Here is a 24,169-nt window from a genome sequence, read left to right on the forward strand (position 1 = left end):
AGATATGTCGTAAAAACATCAACTTACCCACTTCCCAGGTGGGTTTGTTGATATGATCGTTCACTAAGTTTTCCTTGTGGAATCTTTTTTCCACGACGTCAAACACTCTCCGCGAACGATCATGCCCATCCAGACCTCTACCTCCTCCGCGCCCAAGTTGTTACTTGCGGCCCAGCCGATCTTCACGCCGGGCCACATGAGTATTACCCTGGATTTCAGCACCGACATGGCGGCTGGGAGCGGGTCGGTCATCATCACGGACGGTGCCATACAGACCGTGATCGACCGCGTCACGGGGGAGCCCACGCTGCGGGTGGTCGGCGCGACCGACACGCACACGATATCGGCATCCAGCCTGGACATCCAGGGCACCCAGGTCAAGCTGGACGTGGCCGGCCTGCTGCCCGGTCACACGTACAGCCTGGTCATGAGCGCGGATGCGCTGCAGTCGACAGCCCATGCGGCATTCGGCGGCGTACGCTCGACTTCGCAGGTGCCGATCGTCACGCCGGACGCGCCGGACACGCTCGGCCCGCAGTTACTCAAGATCGGCACCGACGGCAGCGTCCTGAATGCGGGAGGCAGCATCGTCGTCACGTTGACGTTCTCCGAAGCCGTCGACGACCTGCCGGCGGATGCGTTGAGCGCGCAGCACGCGGAGATCACCAGCCTGACCAGGAGCGACGGCGGTCTCACGTGGACAGTGCTTCTGACCGCGCCGAAAGACGCCACCACGGCGCTCGGCAACGTCCTGAGCCTGGACATGACCAAGGTGTTCGACGCGGCCGGCAACCACGGCAGCGGCACGAGCAACCTCGCCAGCTACACGGTCGACACGCAGGCCCCCACAGCCACCGTCACGCTGGACAACGCCCTGCTCGGCGGCAGCCACGATGCCGTCGCGACCATCACGTTTTCCGAAGCCGTCACGGGCCTCACGTCCGCCGCGCTGAACGCCGGCCACGCGACCGTCTCGAACCTGCATACGACGGACGGCGGCACGACCTGGACCGCCACGCTGAGCGGCACCGCGGCCACCAGCGCGGGAGGCGACGTCCTCGCCGTCGACCTGGGCCAGGTGAAGGACCTGGCCGGCAACGCGGGCAGCGGCAGCGCGGTGTCGGCGGCCTACACGGTCGATACGCAGGGACCGAACGCCGTCGCCATCGCCCTCGACGGCGCCACGCTCGCTGCCGGCAAGCCCGTCCATGCCACGTTCACATTCGCGGAACGCGTGCAGAACCTGACGCCGGACGCGATCACGGCACCGCATGCGACGGTGTCCAATCTCGCCAGCAGCGACGGCGGCAAGACCTGGACCGCAACGCTTTCCGCGGACGGCACCGGCACCTGGACCGGCAACGCCGTCAGCGTCGACCTGGCCAAGGTGGCCGACCTCGCCGGCAACGCGGGCAGCGGCACGATCGCAAGCAGCGCCTACGCCGTCGACACGCAGGGGCCGACCGCTACCTTGGCACTGGACGGAACGGCCGTGCACACGGGCGGCACCCTGGGCCTGACGCTGCATTTCAGCGAGGCCGTGAAAGACCTGACGGCGGCCGCGCTGCAGGCACCCAATGCGGCGCTCGCCAACCTGCAGCACTCCGGCGACTACCTGACGTGGACGGCCACGCTCACCCCGCAGGGCGGCGTCACCGACGCGACCAATGCCGTCATCCTCGATCTCGCGAAGGTGCACGATGTCGCGGGCAATGCCGGCAGCGGCAGCACGGCCTCCGGCAACTACGCCATCGACACGCACGGCCCCGGCGCCGTCGCCATCGCGCTGGACGGCGCCACGCTCGCCGGCGGCAACAGCATCCACGCCACGTTCACGTTCGACGAAGCCGTGCAGGACCTGCCGCTCGCCGCGATCGGCGCGCCGCACGCGCACGTGACCGGCCTCGCGAAGGCCGACGGCGGCAAGACCTGGACCGCGACCCTGACCGCGGACGGCAGCGGCACCTGGACCGGCAACGCCGTCTCCGTCGACCTGACGCAGGTGAAGGACCTGGCCGGCAACACGGGCAGCGGCACCTTCACCGGCGCGGCCTACGCCGTCGACACGGAAGGCCCGACCGCCACGCTGGCGCTGGACAGCACGACCCTGCACGGCGGGAGCAGCGCCACGCTGACGATCCGGTTCAGCGAAGCGGTGACGGACCTGACCGCGGCCGCGCTGCAGGCCCCGAACGCGACGCTCACGAACCTGCAGCCGTCGGGCGACGGGCTGACGTGGACGGCCACGCTGACGCCGGCGAGCGGCATCGAGAATGCGGTCAATACCGTGACCCTCGACCTCGCGAAGGTGCACGACGCGCTCGGCAACGCGGGCAGCGCCAAGGCGACCTCCGGCAACTACGCCGTCGACACGCAGGGCCCGACCGCTACGCTGGCGCTGGACAGCACCGTGCTGCACAGCGGCGGCGGCGCCACCCTGACGATCCGGTTCAGCGAAGCCGTGACGGACCTGACGGCGGGCGCCCTGCAAACACCCAACGCAACGCTCACGAACCTGAAGCATTCGAGCGACGGATTGACGTGGACGGCCACGCTCACCCCGCAGGGCGGCCTGACCGAGGCGGACAATGCGGTCAAGCTCGACCTCACGAAGGTGCACGATGCGCTCGGCAACGCCGGCCGCGACAGCGCCCTCTCGACCTCCTACAAGGTCGACACGGTGGCGCCGACCATGACCCGCATCGAGCTCGACAACACGAACCTGGACGCCACCCACGGCGCCACGCTGACCATCCGCTTCAGCGAAGCCGTGGCCGACCTGGACACGGACGCCATCAGCGCGCCGCACGCGGCCGTCAGCGGCCTGCACATGGCGGACGGCGGCCTGACGTGGACCGGCACGCTGGCCAGCAACGACCTGGCGCCCAGCAGCGGCAACGTGCTGTCCGTCGACCTGACCAGGGTGCACGACCTGGCAGGCAACGCGGGCAGCGGCAGCGCCCAGTCGGAGGGCTATGCGGTCGCGGGCATCGCCAACACGCTCGCCATCGCCCTCGACGGGACGAGCCTCGACGCGGCCCACACGATCCAGGCCACGTTCACGTTTACGCAGGCCGTGCCGAACCTGTCCCTCGCCGCGATCTCGGCGCCGCATGCGAGCGTCTCGAACCTGGTGGGCAGCGCAGACGGCAAGACCTGGACCGCGACGCTGTCGGCCAACGGCAGCGGCGACTGGACCGGCAACGTCGTCGGCGTGGACATGAGCAAGGTGCTGGACGCGAACGGCCATGCCGGCACCGGCAGCGCGTGGAGCGCCCCATACGCGGTCGACACGATCGGCCCCGCCGGCGCGACGATCCTGCTTGCCGCCGGCATGCTGAACGCGGGCGGCACGATGGACGTGACCTTCGCGTTCGCCGAGAGCGTGGGCACGCTGCCGGCAACCGCGATCAGCGCGCCCGGTGCCATCGTGAGCAACGTGCACACGGCCGACGGCGGCAAGACGTGGATGGCGACGCTGACGGCCCAACCCGGCGTGGAGACGGGCGGCCTGCACGTCGTGCTCGACCTGGCCCAGGTCGTCGACGCCCACGGCAACCACGGCGGCGGCTTCGCGGCCAGCACGGCCGCGTACGCGATCGACAGCAAGCCGCCCGTCGTGGCGGACATCCTGTTCGACGACACGACGATCGGCCCGTCGCACGGCATCGGCTTTTCGGTCACGTTCTCGGAAAGCGTGAGCGGCCTCACGGCCGCCGCGCTGCAGGCCCCGCACGCGACCGTGAGCGGCCTGGCAACGGCGGACGGCGGCAGGACGTGGACCGGCACCCTGAACGCCGAGGCCGGCGCCGGCAGCAGCACGGGCAACCAGCTGCGCGTGGACCTGACCCAGGTGCACGACGCGGCCGGCAACGCGGGCAGCGGCAGCGCGGCGTCGCTGTCGCACTACAGCGTGAACACGGATGCGCTCACCGCCACCGTCGCGCTGGACGGCGGCGCGCTGGTCAGCGGCGGCAGCGTCGGTCTCACGGTGCGCTTCTCCGCGGCGGTGACGGCGCTCGACGCCGCGGCCCTCGACACGCCGCACGCCGCGCTCACGAACCTGCACCACTCGGACGACTACCGGACGTGGTATGCGACCCTGTCCGCGGCCGACGCGGGCATCGTCGACAACACCAACACCGTCGGCGTCGATCTGACGAAAGTGCACGACACGCTCGGCAACGCGGGCAACGGCACGGCCAGCTCCGGCAACTACACGTACGATACGACGGTGGCCGCCTACATCTCGGGGCTCTTCGTCAGCGACGAAGGTCCGTATGCCGACGACGGCATCACGAACAGCGGCGGCGAATACGCCTACGGCTATTTCATCGGCACCCTGGCCGGCAACCAGCAGCTGAAGGTGATGATCGACGGACAGGAAGTGGACCCGTACGGCCTGCACGTGTACTCGGCGGAAGGCGGCAGCACGTACTGGAATTACGCGGGCGAAGCGTACCTGCCCCCGGGCGTGCACACGTACACCGCGAGCATCGTCGACGACGCCGGCCATGCCAGCGCCACGGTGTCGAAGCAGTTCACGATCGACCTGACGGCGCCGAACGTGACCGGCTCTCCCGACGGCAGCACGGCGTTCGACGTCGCGGGCGACCTCGTCCTCACGTTCGACAAACCCGTGTACTGGACGAGCGGGGAAAGCAGCTACGACGGCCTGCAGCTGTACGACTTCGACGACGCCAGCATCGACATCCCCCTGACGGAAGCGAACTTCTCGGCCGACCACAAGACCATCACGCTCACGGCCGACGAGCTGCACCTCGGCTCGGGCAACGACTATTCCCTCTACCTGCCCTACGCGCTGACCGACCTGGCCGGCAACCAGGTGGCGGAGCACAGCATCGTCTTCCACACGGCCGGCACCTACGTCGACGTGACGGCGCCGCGGGCGATGAACCTCCGGGCCGACGTGAGCGGAGGCGACTACGGCGTCGGCGCAACCATCGGGATCCGCGTGACGTTCAGCGAACCGGTCGACGTGCGCGGCGACCCCGGCCTCGAACTCAACAACGGCGCCTTGGCCAGGTTCCGCGGCATGAGCGACGACCACCGCAGCGCGCTGTTCGAGTACACGGTGGCGGCCGGCGACAACGACGTGGGCAGCCTGAACTTCGTCACCAGGGGCGATCTGACGGACCATTTCGCGGACGGCGCCGGCAACGTGCTCGACCTCGCGCACATCACGTACGGCTCCCTCGGCGACTCCGACGGCTACGGCGGCACGATCCGGATCGACACGCACGCCCCGGGCGCCCTGCCCGCGCCGACGCTCGCCGCCGCATCCGACACCGGCACCGCCGGCGACAACGTCACGAGCGTCGTGGCGCCCACCATCGCGGGCAGCGGCGCCGAACCGTGGGCCGAGATCGCGCTGTACGTGGGCGACCGCCTCGCGGCCAGCGGCTGGGCCGACGGCGACGGCCACTGGAGCATCGACAACGTCCTGCTGGGCACCAACGGCACCTACGCGGTCAAGACCGTCCAGTACGACGCCGCGCATAATGCGAGCGCGCCGTCGCAGCCGCTGACGATCACCGTCGCCGGCTCGACCGCCGCGGGTGCGACGTTCGCGCCGGGCTCCGACAACGGCCTGTCCTCCAGCGACACCATCACGAGCATCGCCGCGCCGGAACTGACGGGCACCGTGGCCGCCGGCACCCAGGTGACCGTGTGGGACGGCGACACGAGCCTGGGTTCCACCACCGCCGGCGACAACGGCGTATGGCATTTCTCGCCCCTGTGGAACCTCGCGAACGGCCAGCACACGATCACGCTGGAACTGCAGGATACCGGGGGCAACGTGACGCCGCGCGACCTGTCGGTCCCGTTCACCTTCACGGTCGACGCCATCGAACCGGACGCCCCGGGCCAGCCGGTGCTGGCGGCGGCGAGCGACACGGGCGTCTCGTCCTCGGACGGCATCACGAACGACACGACGCCCACGCTGACCGGCCTTGCTGCGGAAAGCGGCGGCCGGATGCTGGTCTACGACGGCGCGGCCCTCGTGGGCGGGGCCGACGTCGGCAATAACCGGAGCTGGACGGTCACGCTCGGCGGCGGCGGGCCGCTCACGGACGGCGTGCACACGTTCACCGTGGTCCAGGAAGATGCGGCCGGCAACCAGGGCGCCGCATCCGCGCCGTTGTCGGTCACGATCGACACGACGGCACCGACGGTGGCATTGACCCAGTCGACCAGCAAGGCGGGGGCGAACTGGCACAGCCTGACGTTCAGCGAAAAGATCGTGTTCGCGCAGAACGGCACGGTCGACGTGCTCGACAGCGGCAATCACGGGCGCTCGCACCATGCGTGGGACGTGTTGACCAACTGGGACATCGCGAACGGGAACACGCTGGAACTCAACCTGGGCACGCTGAACGGCGTCTACCACCTCACGGTGAACGGCAGCGCGATCGAGGACGTGGCGGGGAACGTCGCCATCGTCGGCAGCGACACCTTCGGCGTCGGGCCGACGGCCTGACGGACGATCAGGGCGCGGGCCACTCCAGCGCGCGGCCGCTTGCGAAGCTGCGCGCTGCTCCCGTGAGCGGATCGTCGAACGCGATGGACCGCGCCAGCAGTTGCAGCGGCGCGGAGAAATCGTCGCCCTTGCACGGCAGCGCGACGGGATAGAAGGCGTCGTTCAGGATCGGCACGCCCAGCGACGCCATGTGCAGGCGCAGCTGGTGCTTGCGGCCCGTGTGCGGATGCAGGCGGTAGCGCGCGACGTCGCCGCGCGTTTCCAGCAGCTCGACGAACGTCTCGGAATTCGGCTCGCCCTCTTCTTCGCGCATCACGAAGAACTTGTCGCCGTCGACCATGCGGCTCCGGTAGGTGAACGGGAAGTCGCGCCCGTGCAGCACCGGTGCCAGCGCCTCGTACACCTTGCGGATGCTGCGCTTCTGGAACATCGACTGGTACGTCCCGCGCGTGGCCAGGTTGTGCGAGAAGATGACGACGCCGGCCGTCTCGCGGTCGAGGCGGTGGATCGGCGTCAGGTGCGGCAGGTCGAACTTCTGTTTCAGGCGCACGAGCAGGGTCTCGCGCAGGAAGCGCCCCGTCGGAATCATCGGCAGGAAATGCGGCTTGTCGACGACGAGCAGGTGCTCGTCCTGGAAGATCACGCTTTCCTCGAACGGAATCGGCGTCTCGTGTTCCAGCTCGCGGTAATACCAGATGCGCATGCCCTGGCGTACGTGGCTTTCCGCCTGCAGCGGCGTGCCCTGCGCGTCGACGACGTCGCCGCGGACGAGGCGCTCGGCCCAGGACGGGCCGGCGATGGCGGGAAAACGCGCCTCGAGGAAGGCCAGCATGCCGCCGGTCCGGGTTTCCGTGATCCACAAATAGCTGGGCGCCACGCCGTCCCGCACCGGCAGCGGCACGACGGCGTTGGCCGCGGCCTGGTGGCCCTTCCTGACGAAACGTGCCATCGATTCCTTATTTATTCATCAGCGTTGCGCAACGTTGGAACGGTAAGGCGGCAACCGGTTGACCGACACGCCCTTGCTGCGCGCGTACAGCGGCAGCAGCACGTTCATGTGGCTATCGATCTGCTCGATGCGCTCGCTGCCGCCCGGGTGCGTGGACAGCAGCTCGATCGGCGCGCCGCTCTGGTTCAGCGCCGCCATCTTGTTCCACAGCGCGATGCCGGCACGCGGGTCGTAGCCGGAGCGCGCGGCGATGTCGAGGCCCACGAGGTCGGCCTCGCGCTCCTCGTCGCGCGAGAATTTCAGCACGAGGAGCTGGCCGGCCGCGTTGGTCGCGCCGCGCACGTCCACGCCGAGCCAGGCCGACAGCGCGGCGCCGCCCAGCTGGCTCGCGAGGCCCGTCGCCGCCGCCTTGCTCTGGCGGTCGCGCCCGTGCTCGCGCAGCGCGTGCGCGATCTCGTGGCCCATCACGGCCGCGATCTCGTCGTCCGTGAGGCGCAACTTGTCGATGATGCCCGTGTAGAACGCGATGCGCCCGCCCGGCATGCAGAACGCGTTCACCTCGCCGGACTGCAGCAGGTTGACCTGCCACTTCCACTGCTGCGCATCCGGGTTCCAGCGCGCCGTGTTCGGGATGATGCGTTTCGCGATGGCGCGCAGGCGCTGCACGCGCGGGTCGGATTCCGGCACGAGCGCGCCTTCCTGCTTCGCCTTGCTCATCAGCGCCAGGTATTGCTGGGCCGACTGCTGGTTGATGGCTTCCTCGGGCGCCGCGATGTCGCGCCACACGCCGCCGATCGAATTGCGTTTCAGTGGCTTGACGGCGATGCCGTCCTGCACGACCTGGTCCTGGTTCGGGCGGTCGTCCTGCGCGCGCGCGGCGTACGCGCCGGGCGTGGCGACGCTCAGGGCAAGCAGCACGGCCGCGCCATGCTTGAAGAGTCGATTCATGGTGTTCTCCTGCTGGGTTCCGGACACATGATGCCCGCGTCGCGCCCGTAAGTACAACACGATACGCATAAGCGGGCGGTGGCGCGTCAGGCCTTGCTCACGAGATCGCGCTTGCGCAGGCGGAACACCGCCAGGCTGCCGCGCAGGTTCGGCAGGAACGACACCGGCTTGCCCTCGGCCAGCGCGACGTATTCCAGCACTTCCAGGCCGCATTTCTCGGCCAGTTCCTTGAAATCGTAGATCGTCGCGTAGCGCAGGTTGGGCGTGTCGAACCACTGGTAAGGCAGGGTGCGCGACACCGGCATGCGGCCTTTCAGCAGCGCGGCGCGGTGCGGCCAGTACGCGAAGTTCGGGAACGACACGATCGCTTCCTTGCCCACGCGAACGATGTCGCGCAGGCGCGCCTCCACGTGCTGCATCATCTGCAGCGACGACAGGCACAGGACCATGTCGAACGCGTCGTCCGCGAACAGGCCGAGGCCCTGCTCCATGTCGTGCTGGATCACGCTGATGCCGCGCTGTGTGCTTTCCAGGACCTTGTCGTCGGCGATCTCGACGCCATAGCCGGTGCAGCGCTTGGCCTGCTCCAGGTAGCGCAGCATGGCGCCGTCGCCGCAGCCGACGTCCAGCACGTGCGCGCCGTCGCCCACCCAGTGGGCAATGAACGCGAGGTCGGACCGCAGGGTCAGGTCTTCGTATTTCATGCCGCCTCCTTCTTCTCGCCGGCGATGCGTTCGAAGTAGGCACGGACGATGTTCATGTAGCGCACGTCTTCGAGCAGGAAGGCGTCGTGGCCGTGCGGCGCGTCGATCTCGGCATAGGTCACCTTGCGGCGATTGGCCAGCAGCGCTTCCACGATCTCGCGGCTGCGCTCCGGCGAGAAGCGCCAGTCCGTCGAGAACGACGCGACGAGATATTGAGCCTGCGTGTTTTCCAGCGCCTTGGCGAGGTTGCCGCCATGCTCGCGCGCCGGATCGAAATAGTCGAGCGCCTTGGTGATCAGGAGGTACGTGTTGGCGTCGAAGTATTCCGAGAACTTGTCGCCCTGGTAGCGCAGGTACGATTCGATCTCGAAGTCGATGCCGAAGTCGAATTTGTAGTCGTTCCTCTCGGCCGCGTTGCGCAGCTTGCGGCCGAATTTCTCCGCCATGTCGTCGTTCGACAGGTACGTGATGTGGCCGACCATGCGCGCCACCTTCAGGCCGTTCTTCGGCACGACGCCGTGTTCGTAGAAGTCGCCGCCGCGGTAGTCCGGATCGGTGAGGATCGCCTGGCGCGCCACGTCGTTGAACGCGATGTTCTGCGCCGAGAGTTTCGGCGTGGACGCGATCACGATGCAGTGGCGCAGGCGCTCGGGGAACATGATGCTCCACGCGAGGGCCTGCATGCCGCCCAGCGAACCGCCCATCACGGCCGCGAATTGCCGGATGCCGAGGCGGTCGGCCAGCAGCGCCTGCGCGGCGACCCAGTCTTCCACCGTCACGACGGGGAACGTGGCGCCGTACGGTTTTCCCGTGGCCGGATTCGTGTGCATCGGGCCCGTGGACCCGAAGCAGGAGCCGAGGTTGTTGACGCCGATGACGAAGAAGCGGTCGGTGTCGACCGGCTTGCCCGGCCCCACCATGTTGTCCCACCAGCCCGCGCTCTTCGGCTGGTCGGCGTAGTGGCCGGCGACGTGGTGCGACGCGTTCAGCGCGTGGCAGATCAGCACCGCGTTCGATTTGTCGGCATTCAGCGTGCCGTACGTTTCATACATCAGCGTGTAGTCGCCGATCGCCGCGCCGCTTTGCAGGCGCAACGGTTCGGCGAAGTGCATCGCCTGGGGGGAGACAATTCCGATCGATCCCATGAAGACTCTTAAGTTGTAACTAGACGGACTGCAGCTGCTCCACCGCTTCGGCGATGGCCGCCGGTTCCATCGCGCGCAGGATGCGCTTGGTGCGCGGCACGAGCCGCGCCAGGTCGCTGGACAGGATTTCCTGCTTGACGGCCAGGAGCTGGGCCGGATGCATCGAGAACTCGCGCAGGCCCATGCCCAGCAGCAGGCGCGTGAGCTTGACGTCGCCCGCCATCTCCCCGCACACGGCGACGTCGATGCCGGCCTTGTGCCCGGCCTCGATCGTCATCGCGATCAGGTTCAATACCGCCGGGTGTAGCGGATTGTACAGGTGCGCCACCTCGTAGTCGACGCGGTCGATCGCCAGCGTGTATTGAATCAGGTCGTTGGTGCCGATGGACAGGAAGTCCAAACGCTTGACGAACATCGGCAGCGCCAGCGCGGCGGCCGGGATTTCGATCATCGCGCCGACTTCCACCGCCTCGTCGTACTTGATGTTCTGCTCGCGCAGCTGGGCCTTGGCCTGCTCGATCATGCTGAGCGTCTGGTCGATCTCGAACGCATGCGCCAGCATCGGGACCAGGATGCGCACCTTGCCGAATGCCGACGCGCGCAGGATGGCGCGCAGCTGCGCGAGGAACATCTGCGGCTCGGCGAGGCAGTAGCGGATCGCGCGCAGGCCGAGCGCCGGATTCAGCGCCGTGTGTTCGGTCTGGTCGAGCGGCTTGTCCGCGCCCACGTCGAGCGTGCGGATCGTGACCGGACGGCCCTTCATCGCCAGCACGGCCTTGCGGTACTGCTCGAACTGCTCGTCCTCGCCCGGCACTTTCAAACCCTGCGCGCCGCGGCCCATGAACAGGAATTCGGAACGGAACAGGCCCACGCCGACGGCGCCCGCTTCCAGCGCCGGGCCGCAATCGTCCGGCAGCTCGATGTTGGCGAGCAGCGTGATCGGCGTGCCGTCCTTCGTCACGGCCGGCGTCTTCTTGAGCTTGAGGAGGCGTTTTCGCGCCTTCATCAAATTGGCCTGGCGCGCGCGGTACTGCTCCATCACGAGCGCGCTCGGATTGCAGATCACGACGCCGGCATCGCCGTCGACGATCACCCAGTCGTCCTGCTCGATCAGGCGCGACGCCTGGCTCATGCCGACGGCGGCCGGGATGTCCAGGCTGCGCGCGACGATCGCCGTGTGCGAGTTCTGGCCGCCCACGTCCGTGACGAAGCCGACGAACGAGCGGTCGCGGAACGCGAGCATGTCGGCCGGCGAGATGTCGTGCGCGACGACGATCATCTGCGGCTGGAAGTGGTCTTCCTCGGGCACCGGCGGGGCCGGCAGCGCGGTCCCCATCAGCACCTTCAGCACGCGCTCGGCCACCTGCTGGATGTCCTGCTTGCGCTCGCGCAGGTACTCGTCCTCGATCTCGTCGAACTGCGCGGACAGCTCGTCGATCTGCGTGACGAGCGCCCATTCCGCGTTGTAGTGGCGCGAACGGATGATGTCAAGGGGCGCCTCCGAGATCATCGGGTCGGACAGGATCAGCACGTGCACGTCGATGAACGCGCCCAGTTCCGTCGGCGCTTCCTTCGGCAGCTCGGTCCACAGCTCCTGCAGGTTGCGGTGCACTTCGGCGATCGCATCCTGCAGGCGCTTCACTTCCGCCTCGACCTGCTCTTCCGGCACGAGGTAGTGCTTGACGTCGAGCGCGGCCGGCGTGAGCAGGTGCGCACGCCCGATCGAGATCCCGCGCGAGACCGGAATGCCGTGCAGTGTGAACGATGCCATGGAATTTCCCAAATGACGGCCTCGGCTATCCGGCATTACTCGCCTTCGCCGAATTTATCGTTGATGAGGCCGGTGAGCGCGGCGATGCAGTCCTGTTCGTCGGGGCCGTCCGCTTCCAGCGTCACCTTGGCGCCCTTGCCAGCGGCCAGCATCATGACGCCCATGATCGACTTGGCGTTGATGCGGCGGCCGTTGCGGGTGAGCCAGACGTCGCTCTGGAACTTGGCGGCCAGCTGGGTGAATTTGGCGGATGCGCGGGCGTGAAGGCCCAGCTTGTTGATGATCTCGAGTTCCTGTTGAATCATATTTTAATTGTCGTTTCTCTCGTTCATCTGTCCGGTCAGGTGCCGACCCGGATGCGGTTGTCGACCCGGACGGCGCCGTTCTGCGCGCCGGCCAGGGCCATCTCGACCACGACGTCCAGCGTGTCGCGCCGGTACGTGATCGCGCGCAGCAGCATCGGCAGGCTGATGCCCGCGATGACTTCCACGCGCCCGGCCTCGGCCAGCGTGTTGCAGCAGTTCGACGGCGTGCCGCCCTTGATGTCGGTGATGACCAGCACGCCATCGCCTTCGTCCAGGCGCTGGATCGCACTCTTGGCCAGTGCGTGGATCTCGTTCGTGTCCTGGTCCGCCGTCACGTCGATCGCTTCGAAGCGCTCGGTGGGGCCGCGGAACACGTGCGCGACCGCGGCGATGAATGCCTGGCCCAGTGGAGCGTGGGTCATCAGCAGGATGCCTACCATGTTGTCAGTTTCCTGTTACCCGTTTCTCGACGGCGTCGATGAACATCGCCGCGACGTCGAAACCGGTCTGGTCGGTGATCTCCTGGAAACACGTGGGGCTGGTGACATTCACCTCGGTCAGGAAATCGCCGATCACGTCCAATCCTACCAGCAACAGGCCACGGGCCGCCAGAATCGGACCCAGACTTTCGGCGATCTCGCGGTCGCGCTCGGTCAGCGGCTGCGCGACGCCGGTGCCGCCGGCCGCCAGGTTGCCGCGCACTTCTCCGGCCTGCGGGATGCGCGCCAGCGAGAACGGGACCGGCTTGCCGTCGATGACGAGCACGCGCTTGTCGCCCTTGACGATGGCGGGAATGTATTTCTGCGCCATGATCGTGCGCGCGCCGTTGTCCGTCAGCGTCTCGATGATGGAACCGAGGTTCAGGCCATCGTCCTTGACGCGGAAGATGCCGGCGCCGCCCATGCCGTCCAGCGGCTTGAAGATCACGTCGCCGTGTTCGGCGTGGAAGGCGCGCAGGCGCGTGCCGGACGACGACACGAGCGTGGGCGACGTGAACTGGCTGAACTGGGCGATGGTCAGCTTTTCGTTGTGGTCGCGGATCGCCGAGGGTTTGTTGAACACGCGCGCGCCCTGGCGCTCGGCCAGTTCCAGCAGATACGTGCCGTACACGTATTCCATGTCGAACGGCGGGTCCTTGCGCTCGATGACGGCGTCGAACGCGGACAGGGGCACGGTATCGGTGTCGCCTTCGCGGTACCAGTCGTCCGGGTCGCCGGTCAGCTGGATCTCGGTGGCCTCGGCCGTCACGACGCCCTCTTCCAGCACCAGGTGGCGCTGTTCGAAGGCATAGATCCGATGGCCGCGCCGCGCCGCTTCGCGCATCATCGCGAACGTCGAGTCCTTGTAGATTTTGAAGCCGGACAGCGGATCGGCGAGAAAAGCGATTTTCATGATGGTCCCAATGAAGGCAATGCCACGATTTTAGCCGGAAACGCGGATGTTCGCGGAAAGGCGGCCGCGTCCGGCGGACGAGTTATCGGGGCATCTTCCTGTTGGCAAAACGTCATCTATTCAATCTGCATTTGCGAACCGTCAAACGTGCCGCCGGACCAGTTGGGAAGATGCGACGCAGGAGGGCACTATGAGCGACCAAGCCGAGCAGGAACGCATCAACCAGGTCTATCGCCAATGGACTGGCGGCGCCGCGTTGGCGAAGCACGCCTGGCACCGGCCCGACATCGTTCGCCAGGCCGCGGCGCGGGCGCGCGTGCTGGCCGACCTGCTGCCGCTGACGGTGGGCCGCGACCTGTCCGCCGTGCGCGCGCTGGACGTCGGCTGCGGCGGCGGCGGCTTCCTGCGCCAGCTGATCGACTGGGGCGCCACGCCGTCCCACCTCGCCGGCACGGAGCTGCAGCCCGACCGCCTGGAGCAGGCCCGGGCCCGCACGGCGCCCGGCGTGCGCTGGCACCTGGGCCAGCTCGACATCTTTCCCGACGCGAGCATGGACCTCGTGAGCGCGCACTCGGTGTTTTCGGCGCTCCTGGACGAAGACCTGCGGCGGGGCCTGGCCGCCGAAATGTGGCGCGTGCTGCGTCCGGGCGGCTGGACGATGATCTTCGATTGTCGCTACGGCAGCGCGCGCAACGCCCACGTGCGCAAGGTGACGGACGTCGAACTGCTGCGCTTCTGGCCCGCCGCCAGCCGCCACTACCGCACGCTGGTACTCGCTCCGGCGCTGGGCCGCCCCCTGGCCGCCCTGCCCTGGCTGATTCCGGAAGCGCTGGCGACGGTGCTGCCGCCGCTGCGCTCCCACTTCATCTACATGGCGCGCAAGCCGGAGACGGATCGGATGGATTAATAAATCTCCGGATCCGGGTCGGTCCGCTCCAGCTCCAGCGACGCCGCCAGCAACGCAAGACGCGCCACCACGCCGTACACATAGAACCGGTTCGGCGCGGCGGTGCCCGGCTTGGCCTTCAGGTCCGGCACGGCATGCTGCTGCGCGAACGCGAGCGGCACGTATTGCGAGCCCGGCGCGTTCAGGTTCTGGTCGACGCCGCGCTCGGCATGCACGCGGTAGAAGCCGCCGACGACGTAGCGGTCGATCATGTACACGACCGGCTCCGCCACCGCGTCGTTGATCGACTCGAACGTGGGCACGCCTTCCTGGATCATCACGTCGGTGACGGTGACGCCATCCTTGATGACCGACATCTTGTTGCGCTGCTTGCGGTTCAGGTCCTTGACCTCGCTCGCATCCTTGACGGTCATGATGCCCATGCCGTACGTGCCGGCATCCGGCTTGACGATGACGAAGGGTTTCTGGTCCTTCATCCCGTATTCCTTGTACTTCTTCTTGATCTTCGACAGCAGCGCCGACACGTTATCGGCCAGGCATTCCATGCCCACGTCTTCCTGGAAATCGACCTCGCCGCATTTGCTGTGCAGCGGGTTCACGAGCCACGGGTCGATGTCGATCAGCTTGCCGAACTTCTTGGCGACCTCGTCGAACGCCTTGAAGTGGTTGCTCTTGCGGCGTACGGCCCAGCCGGCGTGCAGCGGCGGCAGCAGCGACTGCTCGTGGACGTTTTCCAGGATGCTCGGGATGCCGGCGGACAGGTCGTTGTTCAGCAGGATCGTGCACGGATCGAAGTCGGCCAGGCCGACGCGGCGGCCGTTGGGCGAGCGCACGAGCGGTTCCACAACCAGCATGTTGCCGTCCGGGAGCGCGAGCGGCGTCGGCTCCGTCACCTCGGGCGACAGCGAGCCCAGGCGCACGTGCAGGCCCGTCTGGCGGAAGATCTGCATCAGGCGCTGCACGTTCTGCAGATAATAGGGATTGCGCGTATGGCTTTCCGGGATCAGGAGCAGGTTGCGGGCGTCCGGGCAATACTTGTCGATCGCGGCCATGGCGGCCTGTACCGTCAGCGGCAGCATCTCCGTCGACAGGTTGTTGAAGCCGCCCGGGAAGAGGTTCGTGTCCACCGGCGCCAGCTTGTAGCCGGCATTGCGCAGGTCCACCGAGCAATAGAACGGCGGCGTGTGCTCCTGCCACTCGAGGCGGAACCAGCGTTCGATGGCGGGCGTGGCTTCGAGGATCTTCTTTTCCAGGTCCAGCAGGGGACCGGTCACGGCGGTGGCGAGGTGGGGAACCATAAAAATGACGTCCTTCGGGCTTCTTGGCGATATGGTAAGCCGAGATTGGGGTGTTAGAACGTTTTTTAAAGACCTTTATGCACTTTAGAAATAAAAAAAGCGCCCCGGAGGGCGCTTTCGCATATTGCTAGCCTGACAATCAGGAGTGATAAGCCTGCTCGCCGTGGCTCGTGATGTCCAGGCCTTCGCGTTCCTCTTCCTCCGGGACACGCAGGCCGACGACGACGTCGACGATCTTGTAGGCGATGAACGAGACGACGGCCGACCACACGATGGTGGTGCCGACGGCTTCCGCCTGCACGAGGACCTGGTGGCCGATCGAGTACGGGTCGGCGGACATCTTGTTGGTGACGTAGTCGAAGATGCCCTGGCCGCCCAGTTGCGGTGCCGCGAACACGCCGGTCAGCAGCGCGCCCAGGATACCGCCCACGCCGTGGACGCCGAACACGTCCAGCGAGTCGTCGGCGCCGATCATGCGCTTCAGGCCGTTCACGCCCCACAGGCAGACGATGCCGGCGACGAGACCGATGACCAGGCCGCCCATCGGACCGACGAAGCCGCAGGCCGGGGTGATGGCGACGAGGCCGGCGACGGCACCCGAGGCGCCACCCAGCATCGACGGCTTGCCCTTGGTGATCCACTCGCCGAAGACCCACGACACGGTGGCGGCGGCGGTGGCCAGCAGGGTGTTGACGAAGGCCAGCGCGGCGACGTCGCCCGCTTCCAGTGCCGAACCGGCGTTGAAGCCGAACCAGCCCACCCACAGCAGCGAGGCGCCGATCATGGTCATGGTCAGCGAGTGCGGGGCCATCGATTCACGGCCGTAGCCGACGCGCTTGCCGATCAGGATCGCACCGACGAGGCCGGCGATAGCGGCATTGATGTGCACCACGGTGCCGCCCGCGAAGTCGAGGGCGCCCTTCTGCCACAGCCAGCCGGCCTTGGCGGTCTCGGCGTCGAGGGTCGCGGCGGTGATGGCATCCGGACCGGTCCAGAACCAGACCATGTGGGCGACCGGCAGGTAGCCGAACGTGAACCACAGCACGACGAACAGCAGCACCGCGGAGAAGCGGACGCGCTCGGCGAAGGCGCCGACGATCAGGCCGCAGGTGATGGCCGCGAACGTGCCCTGGAACGCCACGAAGACGAACTCGGGGATGACGACGCCCTTGCTGAACGTGGCTGCGGTCGAGAACGCTCCCTTGACCGGATCCCAGATCCCGTTCAGGAACAGGCGGTCGAAGCCGCCGATGAACGCGGTCTTCTCGGTGAACGCCAGCGAGTAGCCGTAGATGCACCACAGGACGATGATGACCGCGAAGATCATGAACACCTGCAGCAGCACGGACAGCATGTTCTTGGAACGGACCAGGCCGCCGTAGAACAGGGCCAGGCCCGGGATCGTCATCATGATCACCAGCAGCGTGGCGACCATCATCCAGGCGGTGTCGCCCTTCTGCGGAGTGGGAGCGGCGGCGGGTGCGGCGGCGGGTGCGGCGGCCGGGGCTTCCGGTGCGGCGGCAGCGGCGGCTGCCGGCGCGGCCGGGGCAGCGGCGACCGGTGCGCTGGCGGCCGGTGCGGCTGCGGGTGCTGCAGCTTCGGCAGCAGCGGCTGCCGGCTTGGCGGCATCCTGGGCCATGGCCGGGGCGGCTGCGGCCAGCGCCACGGCGACGGATACGCCTGCGATCAGTTTTGTAATGGTGTGGATCATCGGATTCCCCTTACAGCGCTTCGTTGCCGGTCTCGCCGGTACGGATACGGACTACCTGCTCCAGGTTGGAGACGAAAATTTTGCCGTCACCGATCTTGCCGGTGCGGGCGGCGCTCTGGATGGTGTCGATCACCTGGTCGACGATGGCATCGTCGACCGCTGCCTCGATCTTGGTCTTCGGCAGGAAATCGACGACATATTCCGCGCCACGGTAGAGCTCGGTATGGCCCTTCTGGCGACCGAAACCCTTCACTTCCGTCACGGTGATACCCTGGACGTTGATTTCCGAGAGGGCTTCACGCACCTCGTCGAGCTTGAAGGGTTTGATGATGGCGGTGATCATTTTCATGTGATTGCCTCTTCAGAAAGTTTTTGAAACAGTGAGCAGGGCCGCGGACTTGCCCAGGTTTTCCGCGGACGGGCTCAGGTACGCGCTGGTGTCGGCCTTGATCCAGGACAGGGCCACGGAGCAGATGCCCAGGTCCTTCGTGACGCCGAGCTTGTAGTCGGTGTACGAGAACGAACCGTTGTGGCGCACGTTCTGGCGGCCGGCGTGCAGGTTCAGCGTGAAGCCGCTGCCGACGTCGACGTTGGCGCCGATGTCCAGGTAGCCGCTGCCCTTGCTGTCGGCCGTGCCGAACAGGTTCGTCAGCGAATGCGAGTACTTGACGTACGCCGGGCCGAAACCGAGCTGGCCGTACAGTTCGAACGTGTTGGCATTCGGATGCAGGCCATTGCTCGGGTAGAAGTAGTACAGGCCGCCGACGTCATAGGTGATGTCGCCCGTGAGGTTGCCGCGCTTGCCGCCGTACAGATCCCACTCGACGTCGCCGCTGCCGCCCAGGTCCTTGGTCCACTTGATGGTGGACAGCCAGGTGCCCGCGTACAGGCCGGTCGGGTTGTGCGTGTAGTCGGCGCCGCCCTGCAGTGCGGGGTCGAGACGGGACTGGGAAATGCCGCGGTAGCGATAATCGCTCGTGACCGCCGCGTTGAAACTCACTTCATTGTCCGGCTTCTGCTCTTCGGCGCCGGCCAGCCCGATGTGAAGGCTCCACAGGCTTGCTGCGAGTACTGCGGCGTGGGACCAGTTGCTGTTACGACGCTTCATACGACACTCCCTTTAGTTGAACATATTCTTGGGTTGCGGTTTACAATCCGGGATTGCGACCTCTTATGGTTAATGGTTGATTAGCAGGATGCGTGCCACCCCCATGCCGGGCGGGTTCCCGCTTGTTTTTCACCCCTTCCGCCCCCAGTTTTTTACTTTCAAAATACAAACGGGACCAGGGCGCGTGCGCCGTCGCGGTGCACGCACCAAATCAGGTATGTACGCACCTTCTTGGTGCGGCATGCCGACTCAAGGACTAGTGTGAAATGAACAATTTTTTCAATGATTTGCAGGGCAAGATCAATCAGGCGATCGAAAACTCGCCCGCCAAGGACATCGAGCGCAACGTCAAGGCGATGATGACCCAGGGCTTTTCGAAGCTGGACCTGGTGACGCGCGAAGAGTTCGATATCCAGGCCCAGGTGCTGGCCAAGACGCGCGCCAAGCTGGAGGCGCTGGAACTGCGCGTGGCGGAACTGGAAGCGAAGCTGGCCGCCTCCGACGCCAAGGCTTGACGCCTACGGGCGGCCGCGCACCCTCATCCGCACCTTCGCCCGAGCCATCACCCGCCACAGCGCGAACAAGGCCGCCCCGCCCAGGCTGACCGCAAACACGATCGCCACCATCCAGCCCATCGGATTGGTCAGCCCGAGACTGTCCGCGCCGAAGACGAGCGCGGACGCCAGCGCCACCTGCGCGATCCACACGGCCCGCAGCGGCCGGAACGCGTCGAGATCCCCACGCTTCCACAGGCGCAGCGCAACCCACGCGACGGGTCCGCACAGCAGGCAGAACAGCACCGCGAGGGCGAGCAGGGTCAGGATCAGTCGGGGCATGCGTGGGCAGGAGAAGGCGGAGCCCGCTACATTACCAGACACCGCGCAGACCCGACGCGAAAAAAGTTCGGCATACAGGCCTGTCCCCTCTCAACAGGCATCGTCTCCGCTTGCCTAAGATGAGGCCTCGCCCACCGTCGAAGGAGTCCGATGAGCCTCGCCGTCCTCAGAAGCCGCGCCCTGGCCGGCATGGAAGCACCGGCCGTCAGCGTCGAAGTTCACCTGGCCAATGGACTACCGGCGATGAATATCGTGGGGTTGGCGGACGCCGAGGTGCGCGAATCGAAAGACCGCGTGCGCGCCGCGCTGCAGAACTCGGGCTTCGAGGTTCCCAGCCGGCGCATCACCATCAATCTTGCGCCGGCCGAGCTGCCAAAAGAATCCGGACGGTTCGACCTGCCGATCGCACTGGGCATCCTCGCGGCGTCCGACCAGATCCCATCCGGCGCGCTGGACGGCTACGAATTCGCCGGCGAGCTGTCGCTGTCGGGAGAATTGCGCCCCGTGCGCGGTGCGCTGGCGATGAGCTTTGCCATGCTGCGCCAGCACGCCGACGAGGACACGTCCGCGCGCGCCTTCGTGCTGCCGTGGGCGAACGCGGACGAGGCGGCCCTCGTGACGGACGCCGTCATCTACCCTGCCCGCTCGCTGCTGGACGTGTGCGCGCACTTCGCCGCGACGTCGGACGAGGCGCGGCTCGCGCGCTACCGCCCCGTGCCGTCGGCCGATCCGCCCGTGTACCCGGACTTCGCCGACGTCAAGGGCCAGCAGCAGGTCAAGCGCGCGCTCGAGGTAGCGGCCGCGGGCCTGCACTCCGTGCTGCTGATCGGACCGCCGGGCGCCGGCAAGAGCATGCTCGCGTCGCGCTTCCCCGGCCTGCTGCCGCCGCTGCGCGAGGAGGAAGCGCTGGAGACGGCCGCGCTCCAGTCGCTCGCGGGCAGCTTCGCCATCGAGCGCTGGAAAAAACGGCCGTTCCGCAGTCCGCATCACACGAGTTCCGGCGTGGCCCTCGTCGGCGGCGGCCAGGGGCCGCGTCCCGGAGAAATTTCGCTCGCCCACCACGGCGTGCTGTTCCTCGACGAGTTGCCGGAGTTCGACCGCAAAGTCCTGGAAGTCTTGCGCGAGCCGCTGGAAACGGGCGCCATCACGATCTCGCGCGCCGCGCGCCAGGCCGACTTCCCCGCCAGTTTCCAGTTGATCGCGGCGATGAATCCATGTCCGTGCGGCTGGCTCGGCCACCCGTCGAGCAAGTGCCGCTGCACGCCGGACGCCGTGCAGCGCTACCAGGACCGCATCTCCGGTCCCCTCCTCGACCGCATCGACATCCAGGTACCCGTGGCCGCGATGACGCCGGATACGATGGCGCAACTGGCCGACGGCGAACCGAGCGCCGCCATCGCCGCGCGCGTCACGCAGGCGCACGCGCGCCAGTTGTCTCGCCAGGGCAAGGCCAACCGGAAGCTGACGACGCGCGAGATCGACCACCACTGCCACCTGGACACCGCCACCGCGCGCCTGCTGGGCGACGCCATGCAGCACCTGCACTGGTCGGCGCGCGCCTATCACCGCGTGCTGAAGGTGGCGCGCACGATCGCCGATCTCGCCGGCGTCGATACGGTCAACGCCCAGCACGTGGCCGAGGCGATCCAGTACCGGCGCGGCTTATGTGACCATTAAGCGGCGACCACTAATCCACGCGCCTGCCGGCGCCGCTCGATGACGAACACGAGCAGCAAGGCCAGCACCTCGAAACTGCCGCCGACCCAGCCCACGACCCCGGGCGACGCATGCGCCACCGTGAACCCGCCCGCCAGCGCGCCCAGCGAGAAACCGGCGTACTGGAACGATGCGTTCAGCCACAGCACGACACCCGGCAACAGCAGGCCGAGCGGCCAGTGGCCGAAGCCGGCGATCGCGGCGAGAGAAGGCCTCTGGGCAGGGAGGTGGGCTCGGTGGACATCGTCGACTCCGTTCTGGTTGCCTGATGCAGGCGTCTTTTCAGAACGGAGGACGACGCGTGAGACCAATCGGCCTCGAATCAGGCCATCGCTTCCCTGTCGAAGGATCAGGTGAGGCCCGTGGTCTGCTGTTCGCGCGCCGCGCGCTTGATGGCCTGGGGCGGCTGGCCGAAGGCGCGCAGGAAGGCACGGCGCATGCGCTCGGGATCGGAAAAACCGGTCTCGCGCGCGACGACGTCGATCGAGTGGTTGCTGCCCTCGATCATGGCGCGCGCCGCTTCCACGCGCAGCACCTCGATCGCACGGGCCGGCGACTGGCCCGTCTCGATGCGGAACGTGCGGCTGAACTGGCGCGTGCTCAGGTTGGCCGCCTCGGCCAGCTCGTCCACGGACAGCGGCTTGCGCAGGTGGCGCTTGGCGTACGACAGCGCCTGCTGGATGCGGTCGGACTTCGGCTCCAGTTCCAGCAGCGCGGAGAACTGCGACTGGCCGCCGCTGCGGCGGTGGTAGACGACGAGCTTGCGGGCGATGTTGCGCGACAGCTCGATGCCGTGGTCGCTCTCGACGAGGGCCAGGCACAGGTCGACGCAAGCCGTCATGCCGGCCGACGACCACACCTTGCCCTCGTTGATGAAGATGCGGTCTTCCTCGACGCGCACCTTCGGGTACATGCGCTGCAGGTCGCGCGCCAGCGACCAGTGGGTGGTGGCACGCTTGCCGTCCAGCAGGCCCGCCTCGGCCAGCAGGAAGGCGCCCGTGCAGATGCTGCCCACGCGGCGCGACTGCACGCCGGCCTGGCGCAGGATCTCGACGAAGCCCGGCGACGACGGACGCCGCGGCGCCATCTGCCCCGCCACGAGCAAGGTGTCGTAGTCGTAGCGCGTGACGGCTTCCGTGAGCACGCTGATGCCCGAGGAACTGGTCATCGCGCCCCCATGCTCCGACAGCATCGTGACCTCGTACATGGATTCTTCCAGCAAGGTATTGGCCAGTTCGTAGACCGTTGTCGCCATGAGATCCAGGACCTGGAAGCCGGGTGGCAGCAAGAGTCCGATTCTGCGTTTCATGTTGTCCTCAGTGATGATCAGGTTCGCCGGAGAGTCCGGCGCCACAGCGTCTGCTGCAGTGCATGATGGTAATCATACGACAACCGCTCCGGTCCAACCAAAAACAACTGACAAAGTAGATAGGCTTCCGAATATATGTGCATACGCACACTTTGTCCTGATTCGAGGGTTCTTTGTCATTCAGGGCAGACATGTTTGCGCCAACATTGATCCCAGAAGACAACATCTTCCACACCCCTGATAACCAGAACGGAGAATCACCATGCAACTCACGAACAATACCATCTTCATCACCGGCGGTACCTCGGGCATCGGCCGCGGCCTGGCGGAAGCGTTTCATAAACTGGGCAACCAGGTCATCATCGGCGGCCGCCGCAAGGCCCTGCTCGACGAGGTGACGCGCGCCAACCCGGGCATGCGCGCCGTCGAGCTGGACATCGCCGATCCGGCCAGCATCGAACGCGCCGCCGCGGCCCTGATCGCCGAGTGTCCCGCGCTGAACGTCCTGGTCAACAACGCCGGCATCATGCCGTTCGACGATCCGTCCGGCACGATCGACGACGCCACGGCCGTGTCCACCATCGAGACGAATCTGCTCGGCCCGGTCCGCATGACGTCCGCCCTCGTCGGCCACCTCAAGAAGCAGCCGCGCGCGACGATCATCAACAACACGTCGGTACTGGCCTACGTGCCGATCGCCACGAACGCGGTGTATTCGGCCACCAAGGCCGCGCTGCACTCGTACACGCTGTCGCTGCGCTTCATGCTGCGCGCTACCGGCGTGACGGTGCAGGAAATCGCGCCGCCGTGGGTCAACACCGACCTGATCCACAAAGGCGACGACCCACGCGCCATGCCGCTGGACGCCTTCATTGCCCAGACCATGCAGGCCCTGGCCACGGACCGCGAAGAAGCGCTGGTCGACATCGCCGTCCCGCTGCGCAACAACGCCGGGCCGGACGAGCACAAGCTGGTCCACGAGTTCAACGCCCACATCGCGGAGAACCCGATCCCGGTCGCCTGAACCGTCCGGCCCTGTTACCATGTCGTCATGACAAGACGACGCTTCGCGGCCCTCGTGGCCGCGCTCGGCCTGCTTCTGGCGGCCTGTTCCCCCAAGTACAACTGGCGCGACTATGCAAGTCCGGACGCGCCCTACCGCGTCATGTTCCCAGCGAAACCGGCAACGTTCACGCGCACCATCGACCTCGACGGCATGCAGGTCGCGATGACGATGACGGCGGCCGAGGTCGATGGCGCGACGTTCGCCGTCGGCGCGGCCGAAGCGCCGGACGCGGCGCGTGCCCAGGCCGCGCTGGAAGCGATGCAGCTCGCGCTGGTGCGCAACATCGGCGCCACCGTCACCAGCCAGAAGGCGACCGCGGACACGGACCGCGCCACGCGCGACGTCGACGCCAGCGGCACCCGCAACGGCGAGACCATGCACCTCGTCGGCCACTTCGAGGCGCGCGGCAAGCGCTTCTACCAGGTGATCGCGATCGGCAAGAAGGATGCGCTGCCCGCCGAACAGGTCGAACAATTCATCACCTCTTTCAAACTGCCCTGAG

Annotated in this window: 21 protein-coding genes; 6 read left to right on the forward strand and 15 right to left on the reverse strand. The window is 67.1% G+C overall.

Annotation, left to right across the window (positions count from 1 at the left end; translation table 11 throughout):
• The first annotated feature begins 121 nt into the window (after positions 1–121).
• Positions 122–6,502: an Ig-like domain-containing protein gene (locus ACEN9G_RS08255; protein ID WP_483126559.1), complete on the forward strand. Its 6,381-nt coding sequence runs from the start codon at positions 122–124 to the stop codon at positions 6,500–6,502.
• A 7-nt stretch (positions 6,503–6,509) separates the two neighbouring features.
• Here ACEN9G_RS08255 and ACEN9G_RS08260 read toward each other — a convergent pair whose 3' ends face one another.
• The 8 genes from ACEN9G_RS08260 to gshB form a co-directional block, all read right to left on the reverse strand.
• Entirely contained in the window at positions 6,510–7,451 is a 942-nt protein-coding gene (locus ACEN9G_RS08260; RefSeq protein WP_413344407.1) for an RluA family pseudouridine synthase, read from the reverse strand.
• Positions 7,452–7,469: 18 nt separating this feature from the next.
• Positions 7,470–8,399 (reverse strand): M48 family metallopeptidase, encoded by a 930-nt coding sequence (locus ACEN9G_RS08265; protein WP_483126560.1) that lies wholly within the window; start codon positions 8,397–8,399, stop codon positions 7,470–7,472.
• Positions 8,400–8,485: 86 nt separating this feature from the next.
• Positions 8,486–9,103: a methionine biosynthesis protein MetW gene (gene metW, locus ACEN9G_RS08270; RefSeq protein ID WP_413343123.1), complete on the reverse strand. Its 618-nt coding sequence runs from the start codon at positions 9,101–9,103 to the stop codon at positions 8,486–8,488.
• Complete coding sequence (gene metX, locus ACEN9G_RS08275; RefSeq protein WP_495605553.1) at positions 9,100–10,215, reverse strand: homoserine O-succinyltransferase MetX; 1,116 nt, start codon at positions 10,213–10,215, stop codon at positions 9,100–9,102. The genes metW and metX overlap by 4 nt, the downstream gene beginning before the upstream one ends.
• Positions 10,216–10,267: 52 nt before the next feature.
• The gene (gene ptsP / locus ACEN9G_RS08280) at positions 10,268–12,019 is read right to left on the reverse strand and encodes a phosphoenolpyruvate--protein phosphotransferase (RefSeq protein WP_413343127.1); all 1,752 of its coding nucleotides are present in this window, start codon (positions 12,017–12,019) and stop codon (positions 10,268–10,270) included.
• Between the two features lie 35 nt (positions 12,020–12,054).
• Complete coding sequence (locus ACEN9G_RS08285) at positions 12,055–12,324, reverse strand: HPr family phosphocarrier protein (protein ID WP_258853052.1); 270 nt, start codon at positions 12,322–12,324, stop codon at positions 12,055–12,057.
• Between the two features lie 35 nt (positions 12,325–12,359).
• Entirely contained in the window at positions 12,360–12,764 is a 405-nt protein-coding gene (locus ACEN9G_RS08290) for a PTS sugar transporter subunit IIA (RefSeq protein WP_371765950.1), read from the reverse strand.
• A gap of 4 nt (positions 12,765–12,768) precedes the next feature.
• Positions 12,769–13,716 carry a glutathione synthase gene (gshB, locus tag ACEN9G_RS08295; protein WP_413343129.1) on the reverse strand — a complete coding sequence of 316 codons (948 nt, stop codon included), beginning with the start codon at positions 13,714–13,716 and terminating at the stop codon, positions 12,769–12,771.
• A gap of 190 nt (positions 13,717–13,906) precedes the next feature.
• Between gshB and ACEN9G_RS08300 the strand changes: the two genes are divergently transcribed.
• The gene (locus ACEN9G_RS08300; protein WP_483126561.1) at positions 13,907–14,623 is read left to right on the forward strand and encodes a class I SAM-dependent methyltransferase; all 717 of its coding nucleotides are present in this window, start codon (positions 13,907–13,909) and stop codon (positions 14,621–14,623) included.
• Here the strand turns inward: ACEN9G_RS08300 and gshA are convergent.
• From gshA to ACEN9G_RS08320, 4 genes are all read right to left on the reverse strand, one after another.
• Positions 14,620–15,921 (reverse strand): glutamate--cysteine ligase, encoded by a 1,302-nt coding sequence (gene gshA, locus ACEN9G_RS08305; protein WP_036235279.1) that lies wholly within the window; start codon positions 15,919–15,921, stop codon positions 14,620–14,622. The genes ACEN9G_RS08300 and gshA overlap by 4 nt on opposite strands.
• Positions 15,922–16,060: 139 nt before the next feature.
• On the reverse strand, positions 16,061–17,632 hold the full coding sequence (locus ACEN9G_RS08310) for an ammonium transporter (protein ID WP_483126562.1): 1,572 nt from the start codon (positions 17,630–17,632) through the stop codon (positions 16,061–16,063).
• Between the two features lie 10 nt (positions 17,633–17,642).
• Positions 17,643–17,981 carry a P-II family nitrogen regulator gene (locus tag ACEN9G_RS08315; protein ID WP_025511601.1) on the reverse strand — a complete coding sequence of 113 codons (339 nt, stop codon included), beginning with the start codon at positions 17,979–17,981 and terminating at the stop codon, positions 17,643–17,645.
• Between the two features lie 12 nt (positions 17,982–17,993).
• Positions 17,994–18,740, reverse strand: a complete 747-nt coding sequence (locus tag ACEN9G_RS08320) for a TorF family putative porin (RefSeq protein ID WP_413342276.1) — start codon at positions 18,738–18,740, stop codon at positions 17,994–17,996.
• A gap of 266 nt (positions 18,741–19,006) precedes the next feature.
• On the opposite strand from ACEN9G_RS08320, the gene ACEN9G_RS08325 reads away from it, so the two are divergent.
• On the forward strand, positions 19,007–19,255 hold the full coding sequence (locus ACEN9G_RS08325) for an accessory factor UbiK family protein (protein WP_413342274.1): 249 nt from the start codon (positions 19,007–19,009) through the stop codon (positions 19,253–19,255).
• Positions 19,256–19,258: 3 nt separating this feature from the next.
• Here ACEN9G_RS08325 and ACEN9G_RS08330 read toward each other — a convergent pair whose 3' ends face one another.
• Positions 19,259–19,618, reverse strand: a complete 360-nt coding sequence (locus ACEN9G_RS08330) for a hypothetical protein (protein ID WP_413342272.1) — start codon at positions 19,616–19,618, stop codon at positions 19,259–19,261.
• Positions 19,619–19,726: 108 nt separating this feature from the next.
• Here ACEN9G_RS08330 and ACEN9G_RS08335 point away from each other — a divergent pair, with 108 nt between their 5' ends.
• Positions 19,727–21,253: a YifB family Mg chelatase-like AAA ATPase gene (locus ACEN9G_RS08335; RefSeq protein WP_413342270.1), complete on the forward strand. Its 1,527-nt coding sequence runs from the start codon at positions 19,727–19,729 to the stop codon at positions 21,251–21,253.
• On the opposite strand, the gene ACEN9G_RS08340 is transcribed toward ACEN9G_RS08335, so the two are convergent.
• Together ACEN9G_RS08340 and ACEN9G_RS08345 are read right to left on the reverse strand one after the other, a co-directional pair.
• A complete protein-coding gene (locus ACEN9G_RS08340) occupies positions 21,250–21,441 on the reverse strand; it encodes a hypothetical protein (RefSeq protein ID WP_413342268.1) in 192 nt (63 codons plus the stop codon). The two genes, ACEN9G_RS08335 and ACEN9G_RS08340, sit on opposite strands and share 4 nt — an antisense overlap.
• A 200-nt stretch (positions 21,442–21,641) precedes the next feature.
• Positions 21,642–22,601: a GlxA family transcriptional regulator gene (locus tag ACEN9G_RS08345; protein ID WP_413342266.1), complete on the reverse strand. Its 960-nt coding sequence runs from the start codon at positions 22,599–22,601 to the stop codon at positions 21,642–21,644.
• Positions 22,602–22,863: 262 nt separating this feature from the next.
• Here ACEN9G_RS08345 and ACEN9G_RS08350 point away from each other — a divergent pair, with 262 nt between their 5' ends.
• Both ACEN9G_RS08350 and ACEN9G_RS08355 read left to right on the forward strand, forming a co-directional pair.
• Positions 22,864–23,625, forward strand: a complete 762-nt coding sequence (locus ACEN9G_RS08350; protein ID WP_413342264.1) for an SDR family oxidoreductase — start codon at positions 22,864–22,866, stop codon at positions 23,623–23,625.
• A 27-nt stretch (positions 23,626–23,652) separates the two neighbouring features.
• Positions 23,653–24,168, forward strand: coding sequence for a hypothetical protein (locus ACEN9G_RS08355; RefSeq protein WP_413342262.1), 516 nt, complete (start codon positions 23,653–23,655; stop codon positions 24,166–24,168).
• Position 24,169 lies beyond the last annotated feature (1 nt).

It is taken from the genome of Massilia sp. Masssp94 (genome assembly GCF_059491305.1).